The 25,599-nt window shown below is 34.9% G+C and carries 23 protein-coding genes and 1 riboswitch; of the genes, 8 read left to right on the top strand and 15 right to left on the bottom strand.

Annotated features, from left to right (window positions below):
• Positions 1-71: 71 nt before the first annotated feature.
• A riboswitch (SAM riboswitch) is annotated at positions 72-177 on the bottom strand.
• A gap of 127 nt (positions 178-304) precedes the next feature.
• Positions 305-934 carry a hypothetical protein gene (locus tag AC1M36_RS20750; protein WP_336451483.1) on the bottom strand — a complete coding sequence of 210 codons (630 nt, stop codon included), beginning with the start codon at positions 932-934 and terminating at the stop codon, positions 305-307.
• 233 nt (positions 935-1,167) lie between these two features.
• On the bottom strand, positions 1,168-1,854 hold the full coding sequence (locus AC1M36_RS20755; protein WP_336451482.1) for a YjjG family noncanonical pyrimidine nucleotidase: 687 nt from the start codon (positions 1,852-1,854) through the stop codon (positions 1,168-1,170).
• A 119-nt stretch (positions 1,855-1,973) separates the two neighbouring features.
• On the opposite strand from AC1M36_RS20755, the gene yeiL reads away from it, so the two are divergent.
• Positions 1,974-2,648 (top strand): transcriptional regulator YeiL, encoded by a 675-nt coding sequence (gene yeiL / locus AC1M36_RS20760; protein WP_336451481.1) that lies wholly within the window; start codon positions 1,974-1,976, stop codon positions 2,646-2,648.
• 77 nt (positions 2,649-2,725) lie between these two features.
• On the opposite strand, the gene AC1M36_RS20765 is transcribed toward yeiL, so the two are convergent.
• The 3 genes from AC1M36_RS20765 to AC1M36_RS20775 all read right to left on the bottom strand — a co-directional run bounded on the left by AC1M36_RS20765 (position 2,726) and on the right by AC1M36_RS20775 (position 5,796).
• Positions 2,726-3,352: an FMN-dependent NADH-azoreductase gene (locus AC1M36_RS20765; RefSeq protein WP_336451480.1), complete on the bottom strand. Its 627-nt coding sequence runs from the start codon at positions 3,350-3,352 to the stop codon at positions 2,726-2,728.
• Positions 3,353-3,548: 196 nt separating this feature from the next.
• Entirely contained in the window at positions 3,549-4,196 is a 648-nt protein-coding gene (locus AC1M36_RS20770; protein WP_336451479.1) for a response regulator transcription factor, read from the bottom strand.
• Between the two features lie 25 nt (positions 4,197-4,221).
• Positions 4,222-5,796 carry a GAF domain-containing sensor histidine kinase gene (locus tag AC1M36_RS20775; protein ID WP_336451478.1) on the bottom strand — a complete coding sequence of 525 codons (1,575 nt, stop codon included), beginning with the start codon at positions 5,794-5,796 and terminating at the stop codon, positions 4,222-4,224.
• A gap of 157 nt (positions 5,797-5,953) precedes the next feature.
• Between AC1M36_RS20775 and pdxK the strand changes: the two genes are divergently transcribed.
• Positions 5,954-6,778 (top strand): pyridoxine/pyridoxal/pyridoxamine kinase, encoded by an 825-nt coding sequence (gene pdxK / locus AC1M36_RS20780; protein ID WP_336451477.1) that lies wholly within the window; start codon positions 5,954-5,956, stop codon positions 6,776-6,778.
• A 142-nt stretch (positions 6,779-6,920) separates the two neighbouring features.
• Here pdxK and AC1M36_RS20785 read toward each other — a convergent pair whose 3' ends face one another.
• From AC1M36_RS20785 to AC1M36_RS20815, 7 genes are all read right to left on the bottom strand, one after another.
• Positions 6,921-7,124 (bottom strand): YbdD/YjiX family protein, encoded by a 204-nt coding sequence (locus tag AC1M36_RS20785; RefSeq protein ID WP_336451476.1) that lies wholly within the window; start codon positions 7,122-7,124, stop codon positions 6,921-6,923.
• Positions 7,117-9,192 carry a carbon starvation protein CstA gene (gene cstA / locus AC1M36_RS20790; RefSeq protein ID WP_431613146.1) on the bottom strand — a complete coding sequence of 692 codons (2,076 nt, stop codon included), beginning with the start codon at positions 9,190-9,192 and terminating at the stop codon, positions 7,117-7,119. Before cstA ends, AC1M36_RS20785 begins: the two co-directional genes overlap by 8 nt.
• A 122-nt stretch (positions 9,193-9,314) precedes the next feature.
• Positions 9,315-10,031, bottom strand: coding sequence for a LytR/AlgR family response regulator transcription factor (locus AC1M36_RS20795; RefSeq protein ID WP_336451474.1), 717 nt, complete (start codon positions 10,029-10,031; stop codon positions 9,315-9,317).
• A 157-nt stretch (positions 10,032-10,188) separates the two neighbouring features.
• Positions 10,189-11,388: an MFS transporter gene (locus AC1M36_RS20800; protein ID WP_336451473.1), complete on the bottom strand. Its 1,200-nt coding sequence runs from the start codon at positions 11,386-11,388 to the stop codon at positions 10,189-10,191.
• 318 nt (positions 11,389-11,706) lie between these two features.
• Entirely contained in the window at positions 11,707-12,447 is a 741-nt protein-coding gene (locus tag AC1M36_RS20805) for a WecB/TagA/CpsF family glycosyltransferase (protein ID WP_336451472.1), read from the bottom strand.
• A gap of 14 nt (positions 12,448-12,461) precedes the next feature.
• Positions 12,462-13,565, bottom strand: coding sequence for a glycosyltransferase family 4 protein (locus AC1M36_RS20810; RefSeq protein ID WP_336451471.1), 1,104 nt, complete (start codon positions 13,563-13,565; stop codon positions 12,462-12,464).
• Between the two features lie 85 nt (positions 13,566-13,650).
• Positions 13,651-15,057: an O-antigen ligase family protein gene (locus AC1M36_RS20815; RefSeq protein ID WP_336451470.1), complete on the bottom strand. Its 1,407-nt coding sequence runs from the start codon at positions 15,055-15,057 to the stop codon at positions 13,651-13,653.
• Positions 15,058-15,359: 302 nt separating this feature from the next.
• Here AC1M36_RS20815 and AC1M36_RS20820 point away from each other — a divergent pair, with 302 nt between their 5' ends.
• Positions 15,360-16,001 carry a trimeric intracellular cation channel family protein gene (locus tag AC1M36_RS20820; RefSeq protein ID WP_174100878.1) on the top strand — a complete coding sequence of 214 codons (642 nt, stop codon included), beginning with the start codon at positions 15,360-15,362 and terminating at the stop codon, positions 15,999-16,001.
• 293 nt (positions 16,002-16,294) lie between these two features.
• Here AC1M36_RS20820 and AC1M36_RS20825 read toward each other — a convergent pair whose 3' ends face one another.
• Entirely contained in the window at positions 16,295-17,611 is a 1,317-nt protein-coding gene (locus AC1M36_RS20825) for a hypothetical protein (RefSeq protein ID WP_336451469.1), read from the bottom strand.
• A 484-nt stretch (positions 17,612-18,095) separates the two neighbouring features.
• Here AC1M36_RS20825 and AC1M36_RS20830 point away from each other — a divergent pair, with 484 nt between their 5' ends.
• The 4 genes from AC1M36_RS20830 (at position 18,096) to AC1M36_RS20845 (ending at position 22,117) form a co-directional block, all read left to right on the top strand.
• A complete protein-coding gene (locus AC1M36_RS20830; RefSeq protein ID WP_336451468.1) occupies positions 18,096-18,608 on the top strand; it encodes an acyl-CoA thioesterase in 513 nt (170 codons plus the stop codon).
• Positions 18,609-19,033: 425 nt separating this feature from the next.
• On the top strand, positions 19,034-19,756 hold the full coding sequence (locus AC1M36_RS20835; RefSeq protein ID WP_336451467.1) for a LicD family protein: 723 nt from the start codon (positions 19,034-19,036) through the stop codon (positions 19,754-19,756).
• 56 nt (positions 19,757-19,812) lie between these two features.
• The gene (locus AC1M36_RS20840; protein ID WP_479846143.1) at positions 19,813-21,267 is read left to right on the top strand and encodes an oligosaccharide flippase family protein; all 1,455 of its coding nucleotides are present in this window, start codon (positions 19,813-19,815) and stop codon (positions 21,265-21,267) included.
• A 28-nt stretch (positions 21,268-21,295) separates the two neighbouring features.
• Positions 21,296-22,117, top strand: a complete 822-nt coding sequence (locus AC1M36_RS20845; RefSeq protein WP_336451465.1) for a glycosyltransferase family 2 protein — start codon at positions 21,296-21,298, stop codon at positions 22,115-22,117.
• Between the two features lie 23 nt (positions 22,118-22,140).
• Here the strand turns inward: AC1M36_RS20845 and AC1M36_RS20850 are convergent, their stop codons facing one another.
• Both AC1M36_RS20850 and AC1M36_RS20855 read right to left on the bottom strand, forming a co-directional pair.
• Positions 22,141-23,088, bottom strand: a complete 948-nt coding sequence (locus AC1M36_RS20850; protein ID WP_479846144.1) for an SDR family NAD(P)-dependent oxidoreductase — start codon at positions 23,086-23,088, stop codon at positions 22,141-22,143.
• 55 nt (positions 23,089-23,143) lie between these two features.
• On the bottom strand, positions 23,144-23,716 hold the full coding sequence (locus tag AC1M36_RS20855; protein WP_336451463.1) for a TetR/AcrR family transcriptional regulator: 573 nt from the start codon (positions 23,714-23,716) through the stop codon (positions 23,144-23,146).
• 129 nt (positions 23,717-23,845) lie between these two features.
• Here AC1M36_RS20855 and AC1M36_RS20860 point away from each other — a divergent pair, with 129 nt between their 5' ends.
• Entirely contained in the window at positions 23,846-25,438 is a 1,593-nt protein-coding gene (locus tag AC1M36_RS20860) for an ABC-F family ATP-binding cassette domain-containing protein (protein WP_336451462.1), read from the top strand.
• The last annotated feature ends 161 nt before the right edge of the window (positions 25,439-25,599 follow it).

Raw genomic sequence — 25,599 nt, forward strand, 5'->3', positions numbered from 1 at the left:
ATAGAAAATAAAAAAACTGCTTCTTTCCCTAACAAGAAAGAAGCAGTTTGAAAACACGCTCTAAAGTCTCTTTCTTATCTCTCAGGGTTTATTACCTGCAGGATTTGGCACAATTCCGTGATACGGCTGTTGCCAAGGTTTCATAGGGCCTGTCCCTCCACCTTTTCTTGATAAGACTATGCAATTACCGTTGATTTTATAGCAATCATTTCCTAATGTCAATTATTTTTCTGAATGTTTACAAAAGATTTTATTAACTGTTTTATTGTTTATTCAGAAAATTAAAGTTATATTAAAATTATTATTATAATTGACCTTTCCCCCTAAAATATTCTACACGTTTACTTATACGTTTTTTCTTTTCATACTCTATCGTCATGAGTAAAGCGGCTATTATAAGCAAGCTATTACTAACAATCATCAAAGGAATAGATAAGTATATCATTGCATATAAACTTGGAAAAATTGCAGCGCACATAAAAAAAATTCGATGAAGAAACACTGCGATACAAACAAATAGTATAGATACCATAACCATAATAAAAATAGAAAACTGTTCTACATGAAAGGAAGTCCACCGATATTCTCGATAAAAATAAGTTATGACTTGTACGGCACATGCTAAAAAGCCTATCATGTGACCAACAACATGGAATTTATACCTATCTTGTTTTCTTCCAATTTTTATAGCTAAATTTATAAAGGTACCCATTACAGCCCCGATTACTGTGAACACCCCTATATACCATAAATTTCTACCAATCGAAATCTCAACGCCATAAACACCATAAAGCATAAGGGCTATACCCGTTCCAATCATTATAGTAGACAAAACAACATCATATTTTTTATACGGAAATTGCCTTTGCAAAATTAACGAAATAATTAATATACAGGTACATGCTGCTAAAGCAGTATAAATAAAAACACCCAAACCTCTCCCTCCCTCATGGTAAATTTTACTATAAAATCACAATAAGTCTTATATTCATTCATATGAAAAAAAACTCACGTACATAACGCGAGTTTTCACTATTCTACAATAACAGCTATACCTTAACCAATTCATTTCCCTCTATTCCTTTGGCTTATTGCACAAGACACTCTCCCAATTTCCTTAGAATCTTTAAAGGGATAACACCATGTTTTAATCTAAGAAGATCGTAATTATTGTAAAATTTGATAAAGCTCATTAAGACTTTGTATTTCATAAGTCGGAATAATTCCAATATGATTCGGCTTCTTAGCAGGATTAAACCAACATGTGTCTAATCCTGCTAACTGCCCACCTTTAATATCTGCACTTAATGAATCACCGATAATTAATCCTTTCTCCACAGAGAAATTAGAAATTCGTGCAAAAACATAATCGAAGTATTCCTTCATTGGCTTTTGATGACCAGTGTCTTCTGAAACAAAAATATCCTTAAAGAATGAATGTAATCCCGAATTACGCAGGCGTTTATCTTGCGTTTTGGAAACACCGTTTGTAACAATATATAAATCATATTCGCTTTGGAGATCTTGTATTAGTTCAAAGGCTCCTTGAATAAGCTGATTCCCTTCTTCTAAATAACTACGATAATTCTGTTCAAACAAAGGTCCATCAACTTCCTGACCGTACTCCTTAAATAAAATTGAAAATCGAGTATTTACTACCTCATCTCGGTCCATTTTTCCTTCCTCAAAGGATTTCCACAGACCTTGGTTTATTCTTTTATAATGTGCTGTAATTTCATCAGTTAAAGGGATTTTTTGTTCCTCAAAAAGTAAATGTAACGCCGTTCTTTCAGCTGCTTTAAAATCTAATAAGGTATCGTCTACATCAAATAGTAATGTTTGATATTTCTTCATGTTGTTTCTCTCCCTTTCCACTATAAAAACACATTTTTTCTTTTATTCTCAAATAAATCGTATCACTCCCACTTGTAAAAAGAATAGGAGATATCTCATACTAAATGAGAGGTGAAAAAATGAAAATCGAAAAAAATTCAGATGAAATTTATAGTTATGTACAACGCTTCAATTTTCAAACGTTCTTCTCATTTGATATTTTTCCATATATAGAAATTCATTCGTTTCAAAAGAAAGAAACCATTTGTAACGAAGGAGAAGACTTTCCTTATCTCTATTACTTAATCTCTGGAAAAGCAAAAATATATATGAGCCATCAAAATGGGAGAATTTCCTTAATTGACTTTGTAAAAGCACCGTCAATTATTGGAGAATTAGGATTAATTGGAGTCGAATCTATAACAAAAGGTATCGAAGCTATGGAATCATGTATCTGTCTAGCTCTTCCTCTAAAAGATTGTCATCATCTCTTATTACAAGACGCATACTTCTTACAACAGCTATGCAAATTTATTGGAGAAAAAACACTTACTCGAACTGAACAATATGCAAGAAGCTATAACTACCCTTTAGAAAATCGATTAGCAGCTTTTATTCTGTTAACTGAGCAAAACAATTGTTATCTCGAAAAGCATACAGAGGCCTCTGAATACTTAAACGTTAGTTATCGTCATCTCTTATATGTATTAAAGCAGTTTTGTCAGCAAAATTGGTTAAAAAAAGAAGGAAGAATGTATTTGATACAGGGTAGAGAGCAATTAAAACAGTTAGCAGATGAGCTCAAACGAAAATAAAAAAGCAGCACCAACGTCTTAAAAACGTTGATACTGCAAGGGTACTTGTCATGTTTGAGTGACGATTATATTTTTAATTAAAATGTACTTGCTACTTTAGCAGCTTTTTCAAGGCCTTCTGCAATAATTGCTTCTGCTTTATCTGGGAATTGATTATGACCTTCAATGATCACTGTTTCCATATTTGTTGCACCGAAGAAGCCCATCATGCTTGCTACATATTTAACAGCCATTTCTACGCCAGCTGCTGGTCCTTCAGAATATACACCACCGCGTGCATTTAATAGTGCAATTTTCTTATCACCGATAAGACCTACCGGACCTTCTGGTGTATATTTAAATGTTTTTCCAGCACGATTTAGGTAATCAATATATGTGTGTAGTACAGCTGGAATTGTTAAGTTCCATAATGGGAAACCAAATACCACTTTGTCAGCTGCAAGGAATTGATCTAAATATTTATCCGCAACAGCTACTGCTTTTGCTTCTTCTGCTGTTAAGTCAAACCCTTTACCAGCTTTAAATGTACCATTAATCATATCTACGCCTACATATGGCAACTCTTCATTATATAAATCAAGTTCTACCACTGTATCATTTGGATGTGATTCTTTGTAGCTTGCTAAAAATGTTTCATATAATTTCACGCTAACCGCTTGGTCCGCTGGGCGGTTGTTAGCCTTTACGAATAAAACTGTTGTCATGTTTTATTTTCCTCCTAATACTTACTCTTACGTTGTTTATTATTTACTCGCTAAAAAGGGACAACCCCTTGTAATTGTTGTTGCTTACAAATACCATTTTATCCTCTCTCTTCTTTCATTTCTTCCTCACATGGACGTATCTTTTCAAAAAAAAAGTCCGCCTCCTAAAGGCGAACTAGGTCCTACGACTTTTGTCTTATACGATCCCATTTTTCACTGCATATAAAGCTGCTTGTGTACGATCCGATAGACTTAATTTACTTAGAATACTACTTACATGGGCTTTTACTGTTTTTTCGGTAATAACTAAAACAGATGCAATTTCCTTATTACTCATTCCTTTTGCCAAGAGCTGTAATACTTCATTCTCCCTTGCCGTTAGTACATCTACATGAATATTTGATAACTCCTGTTTCTCTTCTTGCGGCAACGTTTGAGAAAGAAGGCTACTGGCTATATCAGGATGAAGTTGAATATTTCCTTTGTATGCACTACGGATGGCTTCCACAAGTTGATCCGGCTCGACATCTTTTAAAATGTATCCACTTGCTCCAGCCTTTAAGGCTGGTAACACATGTGCTTGATCCGAAAAACTAGTTAATACGAGCACTTTTACATTTGGATACTCTTTTTTTATACACGCAGTTGCTTCAATCCCATCCATCTCTGGCATATATAAATCCATTAGTACAACATCTGGCTGCACCTCTCCTACTTTCATTAGTGCCTCTTTTCCGTTATTTGCTTCTCCAACTAGCTCCAAATCTTCTTGCGTGCTTAAAAAAAATGCTAATCCTTTTAAAACAACTGTATGATCATCAACTAATAATACTTTTATCTTCACGAATTTCCCTCATTTTCACATAGCATTATAATGGTACGATAACTTTTATACTCGTTCGATTTTTCTCACTTACAATTGTAATACATCCGCCAATTAACCCTGCGCGCTCACGCATTGTTGTCATACCGAGCGATTTTTTCTCTTTTATGTCTTTTTCTATAAAACCAAGCCCGTAATCAACTATCTCTAAAGACACTTCTTTCTCCGTCACTCTCAAATAAATTGTGGCCTCTGTTACTCCCGCATGTTTACTCACATTATTTAACGCTTCTTGCCCAATTCGCCATAGCGTTTCTTCCACTACACGTGGTAAATCGCGCACACCTGTAACCTGTTCACGTATTTTCAAACCTAAATTTTCACCATATTGCTTTAAAGCGGGCAGTAATCCTTTTTCTAATCCTTCTGGGCGAAGTTGCCAAATAAGTGTCCGCATTTCTTTTAAGGCACCTTGCGCTAACTCTCTCATCTCATAAAGAGATTGATCTACTCTTTCATTTTGTCCCTTCAAAACAGCTTCTGCGCCCTTCGTCATGAAGGTTAATGAAAATAGCTTTTGTGAAACTGAATCATGCAAATCCCTTGCCAAGCGGTTTCGTTCTTCCATTCGGACAAGCTCACGGCGCTGCTGGTTTAATCGTAAATTCTCAATCATTAATGAAATATGATTCGTTAACGCTTGAAGAACATCTACGGCATTTGTATCAAACTCACCCTTGTTTGAACTCACACATAAAACGCCGAACACATGATTTCGAATATGTATTGGAGCTGCAATAATAGAACCATTAGGATGAACGCTATTTCCCACTTGTCTTTTCATTAAAATAGGTCGATTTTTTTCTATCGCTTCCTTCGCTGCCCTCTCTAAGCCAAAATCCACTTGTACTGTATGCTTCTTATAGCAAGCTCGCATAGAGAGCTTTTCCTCTTTTATAAAAAATGAAACTGGCTCCCATAGAAATACATCTCCCACTTGTTTCACAACTTCTTCTGGCAATGTACTTAATTTATGAATTTTTCTTAGTTCCTGAATAAATCGCTCTAGTTTCACATAATAATGAGCTCGTTTCTTTTCATTTTCATATAGTTTCGTTCTTTTTAAAGCTGTCCCAATTTGCAAAGCAACCGATTGCAACAGCATAAGTTCTTCTTCAGAAAAATGTATTTTCCCTGGACCTGCAACATTTAAAACCCCAAAATCTTCTCCACCAGCTTTTAATGGGACAGTTGCATGATGAAGGATCCCCTCAGTGTCACCCCAATTATTTTCAACCGCGTTGTTAATTCGTTTACATTCAATAATATTAACAGCTCGCTCTAATTTCCCCTCTACAAAACGGCGTAAACACCAACATTCTCCTTCACACATTGGCCTTTTATTTTGAAAAGAAAGCGCTGCTGGTAAATGATAATCAATTAACTTTGTATACCTACCATTTTCATCAGCAAGAAAAATCCATCCTGTTGTTAATCCTGTTACATGCAATAACTTCTCTAATACTGCTTGCAACACATGATATGTATCATTAGATGTATTTAATGTTTCTGCAATCTCTTTTAATATAGCTAATTCACTTATACGGTTTTCTTGAAACATAAATTGTCTCCTACATACAATATTTTCTTTTCTCATTGTACCAAATTCAATATCTTTTCAACCAAGCTAACTACTTTTTCACTTTTTACTTATTCACAACATTGATATAATGGTTAAAAATGTAGTTTTCATTATATCACCTGAGGGGGCTTTCACAATGACATTAAACAAGGCACTTACAATCGCTGGTTCTGACACAAGCGGTGGTGCTGGTATACAAGCAGATTTAAAAACGTTCCAAGAACTTGGTGTATACGGCATGACATCTCTTACAACAATCGTAACGATGGATCCGCATAACGGCTGGGCACATAACGTATTCCCTATTCCTGCTTCTACACTCAAACCACAATTAGAAACAACAATTGAAGGTGTTGGTGTTGATGCTTTAAAAACAGGTATGCTTGGATCTGTTGAAATCATTGAAATGGTTGCTGAAACAATTGAAAAGCATAATCTACAAAATGTAGTCGTAGACCCAGTTATGGTTTGTAAAGGTGCAGATGAAGCGTTGCATCCCGAAACAAATGATTGCTTACGCGATGTACTTGTTCCAAAAGCATTAGTTGTTACACCAAACTTATTTGAAGCCTACCAATTAAGCGGTGTAAAAATTAATTCACTTGAAGACATGAAAGAAGCTGCTAAAAAAATTCATGCTTTAGGTGCAAAATATGTATTAATTAAAGGTGGTAGCAAATTAGGTACAGAAACTGCAATTGACGTATTGTACGATGGAGAAACATTCGATTTTCTAGAATCAGAGAAAATTGATACAACAAATACACACGGCGCAGGTTGTACATACTCTGCAGCAATTACAGCTGAACTTGCAAAAGGTAAATCTGTAAAAGAGGCTGTAGCAATCGCAAAAGAATTCATCACAGCTGCAATTCGTTACTCTTTCAAATTAAACGAATACATCGGACCAACACATCACGGTGCATATCGTAAATTTGCTGCTGGAAAAGAACTTGTATAAGAAATAAAAAACAAGCTATCCATGGATAGCTTGTTTTTTATGATGCTAATTTATCTCTATAATCCCAAAACTTTTTACCTTTTTGTTGTTCCACGTGAAACAACAAAAAAAGTAAAAAAGAGCGACGAATCGCTCTTTCTCTTCAACAACACCTTGATATTTTTCCACCTTTCGCATTGAATCTAGCTTCTTGCGCCTCTGCAAAAAACTGTTTTTGACATAGAATCGGTTCTTCCGGGTGGTGCTGTTTCATATGAATAACATACGTTTCATAACTTGGTACTCCAACAAGCAAACTAATAAATTGCTTTCGCGATTTCCACACCTTCCCCAATTTTTTAAGCATAGTTTCTCGACTCACTTTCATCTCTTGAAATATATGGCGCTTCTTTTAATGGTGTTGCTTTATTTTGCAACACTTTAATCCATATACGAATCGCAGAAATAAGAACTGCGATAACAACTACCATGAAAATCCCACAAAGTGCTGCATCGATATAATCATTGAAAATAATTTGCTTCATCTGTGCCACATTTTTGGCTGGTGCTAGTATTTTCCCGTCATCTAAAGCATTTTGAAATACTTTTGCATGCGATAAAAATCCAATTTTCGGATTCTCATGAAATAATTTTTGATAGCCAGCTGTCATCGTCACAATCAACAAGCCTACCGTTGGGATAAGTGTAACCCAAACATATGCCTTTTTCCCCATTTTGAACAATATCGTTGTTCCAAGTAATAAAGCGATTCCAGCTAGCATTTGGTTAGCAATTCCAAAGAGTGGCCATAATGTATTTATACCACCGAGTGGATCAACTACACCTTGGTATAAGAAGTATCCCCACCCCAACACACATAACGTTGTTGCAATCACATTAGCCAGTGTAGAATCTGTTTTCGCAAACGGTTTATATACGTGTCCTAAAATATCTTGGATCATAAATCGTCCTACACGTGTACCAGCATCAATTGTAGTTAAAATAAATAGCGCTTCGAATAAAATAGCAAAGTGATACCAGAACGCCATCATCGCAGTGCCACCAATTACTTGTGAAAAGATATAGGCCATTCCAATCGCTAATGTTGGTGCTCCTCCCGTACGAGATAATATCGTTTGTTCACCAACGTTTACAGCCAGTTCTTTTAATTCATTTGGTGTAATCGTGAATCCCCAAGAAGAAATTACTTGAGCCGCTTGTGAGACATCGGTCCCGATAAGAGCTGCTGGACTGTTAATTGCAAAGTACGTTCCTGGTGTTAATACACAAGCCGCAATCATTGCCATCGCTGCAACGAACGATTCCATTAGCATTGCCCCGTAACCAATTGGCTGGGCATGTCCTTCTCTTTCGATCATCTTCGGCGTCGTACCAGAAGAAACTAAAGCATGGAACCCTGATACAGCCCCGCATGCAATTGTAATAAATAAAAATGGAAATAGATTTCCAGAAAACACTGGTCCTGTTCCGTCAATAAACTTGGACACAGCTGGCATTTGTAAGTCTGGCGCTACAATGAGGATCCCGATTGCTAACCCAACAATCGTACCCACTTTTAAAAAGGTACTTAAATAATCACGTGGAGCTAAGAGCATCCACACCGGTAATGCAGACGCAATGAAACCGTATACAATAAGCATAATTGCAATTGTTTCACCACTAAAAGTAAACATACTTGCAAGTGTAGGATTCTCAGCTACATACTGTCCTCCCACAAGAGATAAAAGAAGTAAAATAATACCGATAACGGATCCTTCCCCAACTCGTCCAGGACGAATGTAACGCATATAAATACCCATTAAAATAGCGATTGGAATTGTCGCTGCGATTGTAAACATTCCCCAAGGGCTACCAACAAGCGCTTTCACAACTACTAAAGCTAATACCGCTAATAAAATAATCATAATACCTAAAATACCAATCATCGCAATCAATCCTGTTACAGGACCAATCTCATCTTTAATCATTTCACCTAATGATTTTCCATTACGTCTCATTGAAGCAAATAAAATAACAAAATCTTGTACTGCTCCAGCAATTACAACTCCAACAATAATCCAAATTGTTCCTGGTAAATATCCCATCTGCGCTGCTAAAATTGGACCTACTAGCGGGCCCGCTCCAGCAATTGCCGCAAAGTGATGTCCAAATAATACCCATTTATTTGTTGGAACATAATCCTTCCCATCATTTAGCGTCTCAGCAGGTGTTTGTCGATTATTATCTAGTTCAAATACTTTTCGTGCGATAAATCTACTATAAAAACGATACGCAACCGCATATACAGAAACCGCTGCGACTAATAACCATACAGCATTAATCGTTTCGCCTTGTGATAAAGCAATGACACCAAATCCAGCTGCTCCTATTGCTGCGATTACACCCCAAAGTAAAATTGACTTAAATGCCTTCACATACAATCCCCCCTATACTACTTCTTAGTGGAGATTGTACTAAATTTTCTGAATATTTTAGTCGAATCCTCCTTATCATGAAGGATTCTTATGTTAACATGTTGAAATTCACCTATGACTTGTCATAATTCAATTTTATTTCGAAGTCGTTTTACATAATTTCGACTAACAGGAATCGGCTGCTCATCATACCTTTCTAAATAAAGATTATAAGTTCCGTTATAATAAGGCTTTAGTTCTTGAACATACATAACATTTATTAAATAACTTTTATGAACGCGCAAAAAATCATATGCTGTTAATTTATTTTCTAATTCTTGGAGTGTGTATGTTGAAATATACTGATTATTTGTTGTATATATTGAGACAGTTTTATTCTCCTTATTTTTACTTACATATACTATATTCTCTGGGAAAAGATACGTAATTCCTTCATGACTTTCAATCGGAAGTTTGCGCAAATGATTTTTTATACTCTTTCCTTTTTCTTGTTCTAGTCTATGCAAAAGAAATTGTAAATCTTCCGCATGAAAAGGTCGTAATAAATAATAAAACGCTTGGAAGCGAAAGGCTGTTATCGCCTCTTCTATATTCTCACCTATAAAAATAAACTTTGTATCGCTACTTAATTGCTGTAATAAGCTAGAGAATTCAAATCCTGTGCCATCCTTTAATTTTGTATCTAAAAAAATAAAATCAGGAATATGCTTTTTGGCTACTTGTAAAGACTCCATCCCTGTTCTTGCTTCAAAACACTCTATATTTCGAATATTTTCTGTAAATATCTCAATTAATCGATTTCTATTTTCTGTCTCTTCCATGATAAGTAAAATTTTCATCTGCCCAACCACCTAATTGTTTTGTCCATATGTCTTGTTGTATACATTCGCTTTAGTACGAAACAATCCCTTTTTCTATGCATATTTTCTATTGAATAAGCTACTCTTCTTCTCAATAATAACAAAGGAAGGAAGTCTTTTGGACCTCCTTCCTTTGTTATACTAATTCTCTTTGCTTCGTTTCCTGTCCAAGTACAACCACTGCAAGCACCCCTATTAAAATGGAACTGCAAAAGATTGTAAAGATCAAAGAGAGAGAAGCTTGAGAAGCAACAAGGTAACCTACTAACAACGGACCAAGAATACCACCAATACGACCAAATGCTGCAGCCATACCAGCCCCAGTACCGCGAATCACTGTCGGATATTGCTCAGGTGTATATGCATATAGTGCACCCCATGCTCCTAGATTAAAGAAGGATAATAACATTCCTGCTACTAACAATGTCGTGAGCGATTCAGCTACTCCAAAGACGTAAGCACTACATGCTGTGCCAATTAAATACGTAACTAATACAAATTTACGACCGAGGCGTTCAATAAACCATGCAGCAGTAAAATACCCTGGAAGCTGTGCCAATGTCATAATTAACACATACTGGAAACTCTTTATTAAACTAAATCCTTTTAACACCATCACACTTGGCAACCAAAGGAACATGCCATAATAAGAAAAGACCACACAGAACCATAAAACCCATAGCATAATCGTTGCTTTTCTATATTCTCCAGACCAAACCGCTTTTATATTTGCAAGAACAGATTGTTTTTTCTCAACCTTTTCAAACCTTGGTGAATCCGGTAAATTCCATCGTAAATATAACGCATAAAAAGCGGGGATCGCACTTAATACCATCGCTATTTGCCAACCGTAGTTTGGAATGACAAAATAAGAAATTAAAGCTGCAATTAACCAGCCACCCGCCCAAAAACTTTCTAGTAATACAACAATTTTTCCACGTTCATGAGCTTCCACACTTTCAGATACAAGCGTGGAAGCAACTGGTAATTCCCCGCCAAGGCCCATACCAATTAAAAAGCGTAATATGAGAAACATAGTCAATGTTGTTGTTAATGCCGTTAAGCCGCTACCGATAGAAAATAATAATAACGTTATAATAAAGACCGATTTTCTTCCCATCTTATCCGCTAGTATCCCAAATGCGAGTGCACCAACAGCCATCCCGATAGAATTGATACTTCCTATCCAGCCCATCTCTTGGCTACTTAGTCCCCATTCTTTTTGCAGTGCAACGATGACAAATGAAAGCATACCCACATCCATTGCATCAAATAGCCAACCTAGCCCCGCTATTCCAAGAAGCTTGCGCTTTGAAATTTCTTTTACATTCCCCACAAGAAGTCCTCCTTACACAGGTGTCTTTACACATCATTTTACATGTGTGTATTGTATAAGTAAAATAATTTCATCCCTATTTTTACTTAAAGGTTCCTTTTTAATCTTCCCATAAAGTGGAGCTTCCATTAGTAGGGTTTTACTAATGGTTTGCCCTCAACAATTGGGCTTTTACGAGCAATGATTCTCCACTTATCTTCTTCGTGTTCCTCTGAATCTTGAGGCGTGGGTCTTACTCCCCTAAAATAGCGGGATAAAATGAAGGTTAAGAATGCCACATATTCAACTTTCAAAAATAAAAAAAGCAGCGATATTTCGCTACTTTTTCGAACGCATCACTGCTTTTAGAAATTCAGCTAATACAAGCTGACGACGCCAACGCGTCGGATTACTACATAGACGGTAAAACCATTCTAAATGAATGGCTTGAATCCATTTTGGTGCACGTTTTACTTCTCCTGCCCAAACGTCCAAACTACCGCCTACACCAACAGCTACCTTTGCTTGCAAACGATGTTTATTATTTTGGATAAAGTTTTCTTGTCTTGGGAACCCAAGTGCTACAAGTAATAGATCTGGCTTTGCTTCTTGAATACGAGAAATAATATCTTCTTCCTCTTCTTGCTTGAAATATCCATCTTGTGTTCCTACAATAGATACAGCTGAATATGTTTTTGTTAAATGATCAGCAGCACCTTTCACAACATGCGGTTTTGCTCCAAGTAAAAAAACAGATACAGATTTATTCTCTTTCGACAACGCCCCAAATAAATCACTCATTAAATCAAAACCTGCTACACGCTCTTTTAATGGCGTGCCTAGCATGCCGCTTGCTTTTACAACTCCAATACCATCTGGTGTGATTAAATCAGTTTTCAAAAGTGTTTGATGAAAACTTGGATCTTTTTTCGCACACATTACAATTTCCGGATTCGCTGTTACAACTTGAAATGTATGAGTTTGTTCTAATTCTAACTGCTTCATGATATATTGAATTGTCTCTTCCATTGTCATCGTAGAGAAAGGGACACCTAAAATATCAACTGTTTGTACTGCCATAATTATAATCCTCTCTATTTCAATAAAAGTTTTTTATATGCTTTATGAGTATCTTCATATAGATTTCGTAATGAGAAATGAGAAGAAGCATGCTCATACAAACGTTCACCCATCGATGCTAATTCACCATTCATCCATTTCTTATAGCTTTCCTCTAATGCACTTGCTAATGCATGCACATCACCAATTGGTACAATCCATCCATATGTATGATCAACAATCAACTCTTCCATATCACCAACATTTGTTGCAATAGAGGTTAAGCGTTGATTTGCTGCTTCTAATAATACAAGTGGGAAGCTTTCACTATAAGAAGTTAATAAATTAATATGAGAGGATGCATATAATTCTTTAACATCCGAACGATACCCTAAAAACATCACTTTATCTTCTAAGCCTTTCTGCCTTACTGTCTCTTTCAATTCTGTTTCAATTGGGCCATCTCCAACTAATAATACCTTAATGTTAGGAATTGTTAGTTTTTGCAAGGCATCAAATAAAATATTATGTCCTTTTACAGGATGAAGACGGGCTACTTGAATGGCAATAAAGGTCCCTTCTTGTACACCTAATTCATCTTTCATATTATAAGGCTTTGTTGGAAGGTTATCATACTCAATCCCGTTATAAACGGTACAAATTTTATCTTCTGGCACACCTAGTGCTACTGTATTTTTCTTAAAACGTTCCGTAATGGCAAAAAATAAATCCACTTTCTTATAAGATTGCAAATTTAACTTTGTAAAAATCCAACCTTTTAAACCGCGCTTCATAAAATCAAGAGTTGGATCACTATGAACTGTTGTTACCCATTTTGCACGTATCTTCCTTTTTAGAAGAGAAAGATAAAAGTTCGCGCGCGCACCATGTGTATGTACAATATCAAAGTGTTCTTCGTTAATAAACGTACGTATTTTGGAAAGAATTGATATGTCATAACGAGATGATTGGGAAAAAACGTGCACCTTAATTCCAAGCTCTCTTGCTTCTCTAGCAATTGCACCTTCTTCAAACACAAGTAATTCAACTTCATCTTTTGGAAATTGCGACAAAAGTGAAATAATGTGAGTTTTCCCGCCACCTTCTTCTGCTCCAGCATTCATATGCAACACTTTCATCTCTGTCTTCCTCCATCTTTATGTTCTCTTATAATTACTATAACAAAAAATAAAAGCTAACGTGACGCTAGCTTTTATTTTTCTATCATTCAATTTCTAAATCAACAATTAAATATGCAAAGATTACAGCAAAATAAATACTTACTCCAGGCGCCGTTAATACATGTCCCGCTATAAATGCGATACCCAGCGCTAAACCTAATGCAGTTGCTAATAATCCGTATTTGACTGTAAATACATCCTTAAATCTAGTTACTAGTACGAGAAGAATTTTCACACCGAAGTATAAGAATGGGATTAAAAGTAGAGCGAAACCGACAATTCCAAATGAATAGAACCAATCATGAAAATCTCGTTCAATTAGCTTCGGATATTCTTTGAAATTCCCAGCATACCCCATGCCTAATAATTTTTGAGATGTTGGAGCTTTTGCATAGTAGTCTTTGTACATTTGTTGGAATAGCTCACGCCCACTAAAAATAATTGCTTGTGTTTCTTCTTTTTTCTCTACTTCTTTTTCTTTCGCTATTTCTTTTTCTTGTTCCTCTTTTGTAACAGAAGGTTTATTTTGTTTCTTTTCTTCTTTCTTTTCTTCTGCCTTTTTCGCTTCTTGTTTTTGCTCAAAAATTTGGAAGTGAAGTCCTATATTTTTTAAGAATGGTGAAAATGGTGTATACGCTAATACTCCAGCAAAAACGACAGTTGCTAGAATACCATTCAATAAATATGGCTTCTTCTTTCTATCTTTACGCTGCAGGAATGCTTGAACATAGCACATGAAAACAGCAACAACCATTGTACCAAAAATTGCTCCAAAACCAACCTTTGTACCAACAGCAAATAATGAGAAGATAATTAAAATAGAAGGAATCCAAAAATAACTCTTCGCTATGCTTGTTGTTTTCTCAATTGAATATAGGACAACAATTGGACATATAACTGCTAAAATAGCGCCTAATTCATTTCCTGCATAGAACCAACCACGTGAACCAAGTTTCACCCATTCGTAGCTGTTATAATCCGTTCCTGTCGCAATGGAAATAACCATGATACTATTTATAATTAACGTTGCATACACAATATAGTTACGCATTTTGGAATACGCATTTGTTTTTTCTCTTAATGATTTAAATACAAAAATGTAACAAGTAAGCATAATTAATGGGTATAATGATTTTGCTATGAATTTAACTTCTTCTCCTAACATAATAGGGCTTTTGACAAGTTTATTATTTACTAAACCTATAGCAAAAACAACACCTACTACTATTAAATAGATGATATATTTACGATTTTCTTTTTCTTTTGCTTGAAGCAAAATATAGATTCCACCAAGAGCCATTACTAATAAACGCGTAATAACTCCAATTGTTGTATCGATTTTCAAAACCATGATGCAAAATGATGTGAGTAAGTCTAAAACTGGCTGTAACATAATGAAAATCAATAAAAGATTTCCAAATTTATTACCTAAACTATTATTTTCTAACATCTCGAACCCCCATAACTATCATAACCTTATCTCACTTTATACAATCTACAATAAACCTTTAACTCGTCTCAAATATTTATTATAACATAATTTTTCAGTTAACCACTTGCTATTTTCAACTACTATCTATATAGATAATAGATAATAAATCTCTTCCTTATATGTTGCATATCCCGTATTTTCAAACGCTTTCTTTCCTCGTTTTTTCTTTTTTTCTACATGTAACGAAAAGTAATTGTTATTTCTAAAACTTTAGTGTATATTTTGCTCTGGAACATCTTTAAGAGGAAGGGATTAAAGCCATGTTATTAATCGAAATATTTACGTTTCTCGGCATTATCGCCGCTGCCATTTCTGGTACATTAGTTGGTTTAAAGAAAGATTTAGATTTATTTGGTGTCCTTTGTTTAGCTGTAGCTACTGCACTTGGTGGCGGAATTATTCGTGATATTATGATTGGTAACCTACCTCCCGTTGCATTTGTACAACCGATTTACTTTTTTGTTAGCGTATTAGCAGCTCTCTTTACTTGTATGTTTTTTGAACGTATTAATAAACTTCAAGTTGTCATTATGCTTTCAGATGCTGTCGGTTTAGGCGTTTTTACTGCTATTGGCGCAAATGCTGCCATGTCACATCACGTCGATGCTTCCTTCTTAGTTGTTTCGATGGGTGTTATTACAGGTATTGGCGGAGGGATTTTGCGTGATATTTGTGCTCAAGATATTCCCTATGTATTCCGTAAAGAGATCTATGCAATTGCTTCTATTTTAGGTGCAATTAGTTTCCTAATTACGTATGAAATGGGTGCACACGTATTAGCCTTTTATATTTGTTTACTAGTAACATTCATCATACGTGTAGTCACTGTTATATATAATGTGCATTTTCCAGTCTTCTTTAAAAGTCATGCAAAGGCAAATGCTAATAAAGTGAAACTTTAATCAGTGGGGGTTTTCTTCATTCCCCACTGATTATTAGCCCTCACCAATCGGGCTTTTACGGGCAGTTGACCTCCCATCTAACTTCTTTGCTTTTGCCGAATTTTGAGGTGGGAGGCTTACTGCTCGTTAATGCGGGGTAAAAGTCATAAAGAGAATTCAAAGGGAATTCGCTTTATTTATGCCTAAAAAGAAAACTCACCACTTAAAAAATGGTGAGTCTTCTTTTCTCATATACCTCAGTATGTCCCCGAAAGATACAGAATAAAAATATCCTGCTCCAAAAAGGTTTTATTCTATTTTTTGAAAAATAGCTTTTGACAATAGAATGACAACATATAGACACCTAAACTTTGTAGAATGAATAAACTTGGTATAGTTAAATTACTATGTATCATATCCTTATTTAAAAGTTTCATGCCAATATATCCAGTTATAAGTAACAGTAGAAACATATAACCTTCGCTCTTTTGTTTCTGAATAAGAAAATGTAAAAGCGCAATTGACATAAATAAAGTTACAGCTATAAAGATGAGTTTTTCACCTTTTAGCAATGCCCCATTCATTCCTTCTGAAGATAGCTGATCTGCACTTGGCTTAACGACAGCTAACCGTTCTGTTTCTAACTCACTTACATTTTGATTTAGGCGTTCTTTCATGCTTTTTGCTTGAACCGTTTCTTGTTTATTACGCCCTTCCCCAATTAAAACCGATTGCATATACGCATCATTAGAAATGGTATATTGTTTTATTCCCATTGCTTGAATCCCATAGTTGATACCAAAATGAGTAGCATAAAATACAGCCAAAACCCCGATCAGTTTTAACAATACATTTTGTTTATCTGCACTTTGGAATATTTCCACTAGTAAGACATACATAATTACTAAAGTAAGTATAAATACCCCTACTGGATACATCATATTACTAAGAGCAAATAGTATCGCAGCACATGCCCATGTGTAAGAATGACTCAATCCTTTATGCAGTAAGATGTAACTCGCAAAGTAAAATAGAAATATAGAGAGTGATTCCCCTGTTAATAATGAACAAGAAAGAATATTGGGCAAATATAGTGAGTAAAACACCGCCGCGATTCGACCGCATTCTTCTTGAAATAAAATTGCCGCAATTCGATAAATGAAAAATGCTGTTCCTGCGCAATATAAAACATTACATAATTGCAACACAAATGTAGCATCGCCAAATACACGAATTAATACTGACTCATATATAATGAAAGGTATTTGACTAACAAGAGTTATATTACCGCTTCCCAGCGCAACTTGTTTTGCAGTCTCATACATGGCCCTCATATCTCCTATAACTGGAGTATCAAAAAAGAGAACTGCTCCAAGTCTAATAAGCACCGTCATACTCATTAGAAAAATGAGAAACTGTTTATCCGTAAATCGATATTGCAAAATAGAAGAGAGAAGTAACAGTAGTATAACGAAAATCGAGAGCACAATCGCTAAACTTGTAGCACTTCCTCCTAAAAACTGCTTACTTCCCTCAAAAGCGTTCCAGCAAGAATAAACAAAAAAGGCAAGCATAGTTCCAATAATCATTTTACTAAAAAAAGATGAAAATCCTGTTTGTAGATGATTCATATGTATATTGCACCTCTATTTCCATTCATGACAAAACGATTCTATCATGAATGGACTTGTGACAGGTAGAAAATTTATCCCGCTATTTTAGAACAGTAACACTCCACCTCAAAATTCAGCGGAAGCAAGGAAAGTTAGGTGGGAAATGAACTGTCCATAAAAGCCCGATTGGTGAGGGCTAATAATCAGTGGGGGATGAGAAAAAACCACTGATTAAAGTTTTACTTTATATGATAAAAATATAACAGTTACTTTTTCACTTGCAATGTAAGCGAAACCTCTTTTACACTACAACCTATACAAAACAAATTTTCTTTCAGTTATACGAATAGAAATACAATATTATTCTATTTTAATAAAGTATACTTCTTATCGAATCTCAATTATCGAAATAACAAATTGTATTCGAGAGAAGGCACTAACCTTTTTTATACAGAAAACAGGCATGCCACTCTGATTGAAAACATAAATAGGAGTCGATTATATGGATAAGAAATTTATGAGAGAATCAAAAGCAATTAAAACAACGCGTGTTTTTCCAAACGATTTAAACAACCATCAAACATTATTTGGCGGAAAATTATTAGCGGAAATTGATAGTATCGCATCTATCGCAGCAGCAAGACATAGCCGAAAACATTGCGTAACAGCTTCCATTGATTCCGTAGACTTTTTAACCCCAATCCACCAAACGGATTCCGTTTGCTATGAGGCATTCGTTTGCTACACCGGGAGATCTTCTATGGAAGTATTTGTGAAAGTCGTTGCAGAAAATTTATTAGAAGGAGAACGCCGTATCGCTGCAACTTGCTTCATTACATTCGTAGCACTAAAAGATGGAAAGCCATCTTCTGTACCACAGGTGCTACCAGAAACAGAAGAAGAACATTGGTTACATAAAACAGGAAAAGAACGTGCACAAAGTAGAAAAGATAACCGTACAAAAAGTAGAGAAATGGCCGATGTATTAACATTGAATAAACCTTGGAACGCATAAATTAAAACTTCTTTCAAAAAGGTTGATACTCTCTTAGCGAATATAGGTCCACTATATTCGCTATTTTTTAAAATATATATGAATCCAACTTGATTTTCCAACATATAAATTGTGGCTATGAAGAACAGAAAGAGACTTTCACTCATTTTCTCCTTCTGTTTTTACATAGCATAGGGCTAAAAAAGGCAATGACCCTGTACATGAGCAGATTCTCTCTCCCACCTAAAAGGAATGGTTTTATGTTGGTCTTTCAATCCGTATTTATATTTATCCAAACATATCTTTTTACAAAACCCATATCATTCGTTTTATCTACTTCATATATCTTCCTAACCAATAGTTGATTTACAAAGTTTATGTGCGGTACACTTATATCCGTAGTTATTGACTACCAATACTAATTTATTGAATATGGAGGAAATCTCTTGAAGCTTATACAACGAATTAAAAACAATCCACTTTATAGCAAAGTAAAATCAATTCCTGCTATTAAAAAATATTCTCAAAATAAAACACTCCGTATTCGAAGAGCAAATATGGAGCAGTACGGATTAAAAGCACTCATCCTAATGCAGGAAGCGTTTGAAGCTGCCGGTCATACATTTTGGTTAGATTATGGGACTTTATTAGGCGCTGTACGTGAAAAAGATTTTATCGGACACGACGATGATATTGATGTTGGAGCTTTTTACGTAGATGAAAATATGAGACAAGCTATTGAAGACCAAATGAAACAAAGAGGATTTATAAAAGAAAGAGCATTTATAATTGATGAAAAAACAGTAGAGGAAACATATGTATATAACGGCGTATACGTTGATATTTTCTATTACTTTAAAGAAGCAAATCATAAAATATGGTGCTATTTCTTCGAAGGCGGTAAAAATGTAGTGTTCGAAGATCATGAAACATACCGTGTTTCAACTGGCTGGAAAACAAAAAAGGCCGTCTCTACATTCGCAGACATGGGAGCAATCTCGTTTAAAGGTGAAACATTTGCTGTTCCTAGTAATTATGAGCAGTATTTAACAGACAATTATGGACCAAATTATATGATTAAAAATGCAGATTGGGATTCTTCTAACTCTGCTTCTAATATTGAATTACTTCCTATAGAACATGCAGAAGGAATCTATTTCAATAATTAATACAATGATTATGAAAGATACGTATTTAACTTTCATTTGTGTGGAAAGGTGAAATTATGCAAAAGTCACTTGTCTCAAATATTTTTTATAAAATATTGCTGAATACCTTTAATATTATTCTCCCAATTCTAGTAGGCCCTTACGCATACAGGATGCTCGGTGCTGATTCAATGGGAACTGTTAACTTTGCTGAAACGATTTTTAATTATTTTTTCATTTTTGCTGTATTTGGTGTATATCAATATGGATTGCGTGAAATTAGCTTAGTGAAAAATGATAAAAAGAAAGTTTCACAATTATTCACGAGTCTATATGTGATTAACTTTACAACCAGTATTCTGGCTTTAATAGCATTTTCACTCTTTAGTTATATTGGATACGGAAACCAAGATTTATTTCCTGTACTTCTCATTTTCGGATTCAACTTTATTGCAAATTTATTTTATGTAGAGTGGTTTAATGAAGCACATGAGAATTATGATTTTATTACGAAAAAAACCGTTATTGTTCGTCTGATTTATGTTGTGCTTCTTTTCACTTTTATTCATGGAGCAGATGACTATAAGCAATTTGCCGGTTTATTAGTTCTATCAACATTTTTAAACCATACGATTAGTTTTATATATGTGAAACGACAAGTTAAGTTTGATTTTTCCAATTTAACAATTATTCCACATTTAAAGCCTTTATTTTTAGTTGTTATCTTTTCAAACGCTAATATTCTATACACACAGCTAGATCGCCTTGTTCTAGGAGAATATGCCGGAAAAGCTGAAGTTGCTTTCTATGTAATGGCCTTTCAAATTATGACCATTATTAATACACTTATGTTAAGTGTTGTACAAGTTACAATTCCAAGACTCTCCTATTTATCAGGTAACGCAACTGAAGGAGAATATGAATCATTACTAAATAAAATCTCAAAAGTATATTTCATTACTCTGTTTCCTGCAGCGATTGGATTAATGCTTATTGCTCATGGAGCTGTTGTCATTTACGGCGGAAATGAATTTGCTGGAGCTGGTAACACCTTAATCGTGTTTGCATTTTATATGATTTCAGTAGGAATTGAATCTATTTTATCAAACCAAATTATTTACGTGAAAAAGAAAGAAAGTATTTTAGTACGCTTTTTATTCATTTGCGGTTTCATAAACCTTGCATCTAATATTGCGCTTATATACTTTGATGTACTTACACCAACAACAGCAATTTTCACAACAACAATTGCTAACTGTTTATTAATTATATTCGAATATATTTATGTAAAAAAGAAATTAAAAGTAAATTACACATTGTTCGACATGCAAAAGCTACGATACCTGTTTTATTCACTGACATTTTTACCAATATCATTCTTAGTGAATACAATAATTTCAGGACAAATCCTACAAGTTATCATCACAATGTTAGCATGTGGATTCGCTTATGCACTTATCCTATTCATAGCGAAAGATGAAATTCTCTTTATGCTATTAGACAAACTAAAAGCACGATTTAAAAAAGCTTAAATGCAACCTCTTAAAGGAGCTGTTACAATTGAAATTCTCTTTAATCATGGCCACTTGTGGTAGACGTGATGATATTCTTGATTTACTACAATCATTAGAAAAACAAACATATAAAAACTTCGAACTTATTGTAGTTGACCAAAACGATACACCAATTTCTGATCTATTTGAGGATTACAAAGAAAAGTTCGCCATTAACTATATTTATACCCCTATTAAAGGGTTATCCCGTGCCCGTAATACAGGATTAAAAGTAGCTGATGGCGATATCATTGCTTTTCCAGATGACGATTGTATCTATGAAACAAATGTGTTAAAAAGCATTCTAGAAACATTTAACAGCAATAAAGATATTCAGTTTATATCAACGAATACTACAAATGTAGAAGGAACCGGCTCATTAATACTCGCTCCAGAAACAGATATTATTTTAAATAATAAGTACGGATTCATGGGACCTTCCTTCACACTATTCTTTACAAAACAATTTGTACAAGATGTTGGTATGTTTGATGAAGATTTAGGTGTTGGATCTGGAACAATTTACGGAGCTGGTGAAGAAACTGATTTCGTGCTGCGTGGTATGAAAAATGGATATACAGGACTATTTAGAAAAGACCTATTCGTATACCATCCAGTAAAAGAAGAAGTGATTAATGAGCAATCATTAAAAAGAGCTATTTCCTATGCCGGTGGTTTCGGAAGAGTAATTCGTTTACATTATGGCTTTCCTTACTTTTTACGCGCGGTTGCAGCCGCTACATTCCGTATGACACAAAATATTTCGAACGACAAACGTAAATTCCATGCAAATCGTTTAAAAGGAATCGTTCGAGGGTATTTTAAATAGAAGAAAAATAAGAGCAAACGAATTTAACGTTTTCTCTTATTTTTTCCCTTTAAAAATGCAATTGTCTCCTTTAACCCCTCAAGATAAGATGTCTGCGGTACTTTGCCAATGTGACGCTCATATTTTTCCCCGCTCAATACAACCGGTTCTTCTGTCAAATATAACATTTCTACAAACTCTTTCATTTGTTTATCAAATAGGCCAATCATTCCGATTATACGTTTTTTTACAGTCATTATAGGTTTTGTATATCCAGTTAATTCTCTTATATGCGTAATCATTTCTTCGCCTGTAATTACACCTGATCCTGGTATGTTCCAGTTTTGCCCATATGCATCATCACGTAATGTTAATTCAACAATAGCTTTAGCTCCATCCGGTGTAAAAATATATTCCCTAGCAAGCTTCTTATCCCCAACAAAACTAGATATTCTATTTGCAAGAACACCTTGCAGTGTATGATGAACGAGTGTACTTTCCGCATTTGGGCCATAAAAATCTGGAAAATGAGCAATAAGTACCGGCACCTCTGCTTGCTTCGCCATCCATTCAAGCTGTAAACGCATTTTCCCCTTCTTTGTGTGCGGATCCTTCACAGCCTCTTCCGTTACCTTCCCTCCGCCTTGTCTTCCATACGCATAAATATTATCTATCATCGCTAATTTAGCACCGTGGTGTTTCGTCGCTTCTAATATATTTTTTAGTAACTCTGGTTGTTTTATCTCCCAATCTGTATACGGTATATTTACAGCATGAAATATAACATCTACATCTTTAGCAGCTTCCATTATATTTGCTTGCTTAAATACATCTCCTGCTACTATTTGTATTTTTTCTTCATCGTAAAACAGCTTTTCTAATCTCTCCTTATTTCTCGCAAAAGCAATTGTATCAATCCCTCTCCCGCACAACTCCTTTGTAATCGCATACCCCATTGCTCCAGATGCTCCCAACACTAGCGCCTTTTTCATCATCATATCCCCCTTTAATTAACCGATGTTCAATTAATGTTAAAAAGAAAATCACTTACATTAGAAGTGATTTTGCAATAAAATTCACATGTTCTTTAGCTAAATCTTGTACATCTTCAAACGTTTGACCACTTCCACAATAATGTGCAACAAATCCATGTAATGATAAAAAAACAGACCATACTGTCATTGCGTTTATATTTCCTTTACATAAAGAAGATATAACAGAAGCGAACTTTTCATAACTAACATTTGGTCCATCTGCTAAACATTCTTTTAATTCGTCATCTTTAATCAAGAACATGATTTCATAATGACTTTGATTTCGTAAACCGAATTCAATAAATCCAAATAAAACCGATTTTAATTGCTCTTCTCGCTGTAAATTTTGAGCATTAATTTCATCTAGTTTTTCATTTAATAATTGAAAATCTTGTTCAACCATCGCATAAAAAAGCTCCGCTTTATTCTTAAAATGATAATAAATTGAACCATGACTATACCCTAATTCTGTTGCAATTTTACGCATGGAAGTATGCTGATATCCTAATTTTATAAATAAATCTCTCGCTGCATTCATAATCATTTCTCTTGTTAATTCTTGTTTAACTGCTTTTCTTGGCGACATCTATCATACCTCACAATTTAATTAACCACCGTTCAATTATATTATATTCCTTTCCCAGAAAAAAACAACCTTGTTTTTGAAAAAATATACATTTTGAAAGGATGGTATTATCTCTAAGAATTTAGTATCATGATTCAAGATACTATTTTGAAATGGACGGAGGACACTATGAGCTTATTAACAGTTGAAAATTTAGGTCATACATTTGGTGACCGCACACTATTTAAAGACGTATCAATGCGTTTATTAGCAGGAGAACATGTTGGATTAGTTGGCGCAAACGGCGTTGGCAAATCAACATTTATGAATATCATTACTGGACAACTTATCCATGACCAAGGACGTGTAGAATGGACACCTGGCACACACTACGGATATTTAGATCAACATACCATTTTAACACCTGGCAGAACAATTCGTGACGTATTAACAGATGCATTCTTACCTTTATTTGAAAAAGAAAAAGAACTCAATATCATTACAGAAAAAATGGGAACGGCTACACCAGAAGAATTAGAAGAACTTCTAGACCAAATGGCAGAAATACAAGATGCACTTGAAGCAGGTGGCTTCTACTTACTAGATATTAAAATCGAAGAGGCGGCACGCGGTCTTGGAATTGATGCAATTGGATTAGACCGTGATGTTTCTGCGTTAAGTGGTGGACAGCGTACAAAAGTATTACTTGCAAAGCTATTACTTGAACAACCAGAAGTACTATTACTGGATGAGCCGACAAACTATTTAGATGTTGAACATATTCAATGGTTAACAAATTACCTGAAAGAATATCCACATGCATTCCTTTTAATTTCCCATGACACGGAATTTATGAACAGATGTGTGGATGTTATTTTCCATCTAGAATTCTCAAAAATGACGCGTTACACAGCGACATATGAAAAATTCCTAGAGCTAGCTGAAATCAATAAAAATCAACATTTAAACGCTTATCAAAAGCAACAAGAATTTATTAAAAAACAAGAAGATTTTATCGCAAAAAACAAAGCTCGTTATTCTACAACAGGTCGTGCAAAGAGCCGTCAAAAACAACTTGATCGCATGGAACGCATCGATCGTCCAGAAACAGCGATTAAACCAGAATTCTCTTTCAAAGAATGTCGCGCAAGTAGTCGCTTTGTCTTTGAAGGTGAAGACGTAGAAATTGGATACACACATGCATTATTACCAAAACTAACGATGACAATTGAACGTGGAGAAAAAATTGCAATTGTTGGATGTAATGGTGTTGGTAAATCAACATTATTGAAAACAATCCTAGGTAAAATTAAACCGTTAAGCGGGAAAACAAGCCTTGGTGATTTCTTAGAACCAGCATACTTTGAACAAGAAGTAAAAGCTGATAACTTAACACCTATCGATGATGTTTGGAATACATTCCCGAATCTAGATCAACATCAAATTCGTGCAATGTTAGCAAAATGCGGACTAAAAAATGAACATATTACTCGTCCATTAAGCCAATTAAGCGGTGGAGAGCAAGCAAAGGTTCGTTTATGTAAACTCATGGGTGAAGAAAGTAACTGGCTATTATTTGATGAGCCGACAAATCACCTTGATGTTACGGCAAAAGAAGAGTTAAAAAAAGCAATGAAAGCATACAAAGGAACAATTCTTCTTGTATGTCACGAACCAGACTTTTACCAAGATTGGATAACAAAAGTTTGGAATGTAGAAGAATGGGCCGAGCAAAAAATCTAACCACACCTTTTTCTATGTGGCAGTATAGAAGTTCTAAACTGCCACATACTGTATATCAATAAGACATCATCATGTTGGAAGCTATAAGTATGCTTTTTAATTCCTATGAATTTATGTTCTTCTTGCCTATAGAAATTATTGGATACTTCTTATTACAAAAA

The organism is Bacillus sp. Medicinal_06, assembly GCF_056711665.1.

Coding starts and splice junctions, on each gene's coding strand:
- AC1M36_RS20755 (WP_336451482.1), bottom strand. CDS start 1,854: ATGAAGAAATATCAAACATTACTATTTGATGTAGACGATACCTTATTA.
- yeiL (WP_336451481.1), top strand. CDS start 1,974: ATGAAAATCGAAAAAAATTCAGATGAAATTTATAGTTATGTACAACGC.
- AC1M36_RS20765 (WP_336451480.1), bottom strand. CDS start 3,352: ATGACAACAGTTTTATTCGTAAAGGCTAACAACCGCCCAGCGGACCAA.
- AC1M36_RS20775 (WP_336451478.1), bottom strand. CDS start 5,796: ATGTTTCAAGAAAACCGTATAAGTGAATTAGCTATATTAAAAGAGATT.
- pdxK (WP_336451477.1), top strand. CDS start 5,954: ATGACATTAAACAAGGCACTTACAATCGCTGGTTCTGACACAAGCGGT.
- AC1M36_RS20785 (WP_336451476.1), bottom strand. CDS start 7,124: ATGCTTAAAAAATTGGGGAAGGTGTGGAAATCGCGAAAGCAATTTATT.
- AC1M36_RS20795 (WP_336451474.1), bottom strand. CDS start 10,031: ATGAAAATTTTACTTATCATGGAAGAGACAGAAAATAGAAATCGATTA.
- AC1M36_RS20805 (WP_336451472.1), bottom strand. CDS start 12,447: ATGGCAGTACAAACAGTTGATATTTTAGGTGTCCCTTTCTCTACGATG.
- AC1M36_RS20810 (WP_336451471.1), bottom strand. CDS start 13,565: ATGAAAGTGTTGCATATGAATGCTGGAGCAGAAGAAGGTGGCGGGAAA.
- AC1M36_RS20815 (WP_336451470.1), bottom strand. CDS start 15,057: ATGTTAGAAAATAATAGTTTAGGTAATAAATTTGGAAATCTTTTATTG.
- AC1M36_RS20820 (WP_174100878.1), top strand. CDS start 15,360: ATGTTATTAATCGAAATATTTACGTTTCTCGGCATTATCGCCGCTGCC.
- AC1M36_RS20825 (WP_336451469.1), bottom strand. CDS start 17,611: ATGAATCATCTACAAACAGGATTTTCATCTTTTTTTAGTAAAATGATT.
- AC1M36_RS20830 (WP_336451468.1), top strand. CDS start 18,096: ATGGATAAGAAATTTATGAGAGAATCAAAAGCAATTAAAACAACGCGT.
- AC1M36_RS20840 (WP_479846143.1), top strand. CDS start 19,813: ATGCAAAAGTCACTTGTCTCAAATATTTTTTATAAAATATTGCTGAAT.
- AC1M36_RS20850 (WP_479846144.1), bottom strand. CDS start 23,088: ATGAAAAAGGCGCTAGTGTTGGGAGCATCTGGAGCAATGGGGTATGCG.
- AC1M36_RS20855 (WP_336451463.1), bottom strand. CDS start 23,716: ATGTCGCCAAGAAAAGCAGTTAAACAAGAATTAACAAGAGAAATGATT.
- AC1M36_RS20860 (WP_336451462.1), top strand. CDS start 23,846: ATGATTCAAGATACTATTTTGAAATGGACGGAGGACACTATGAGCTTA.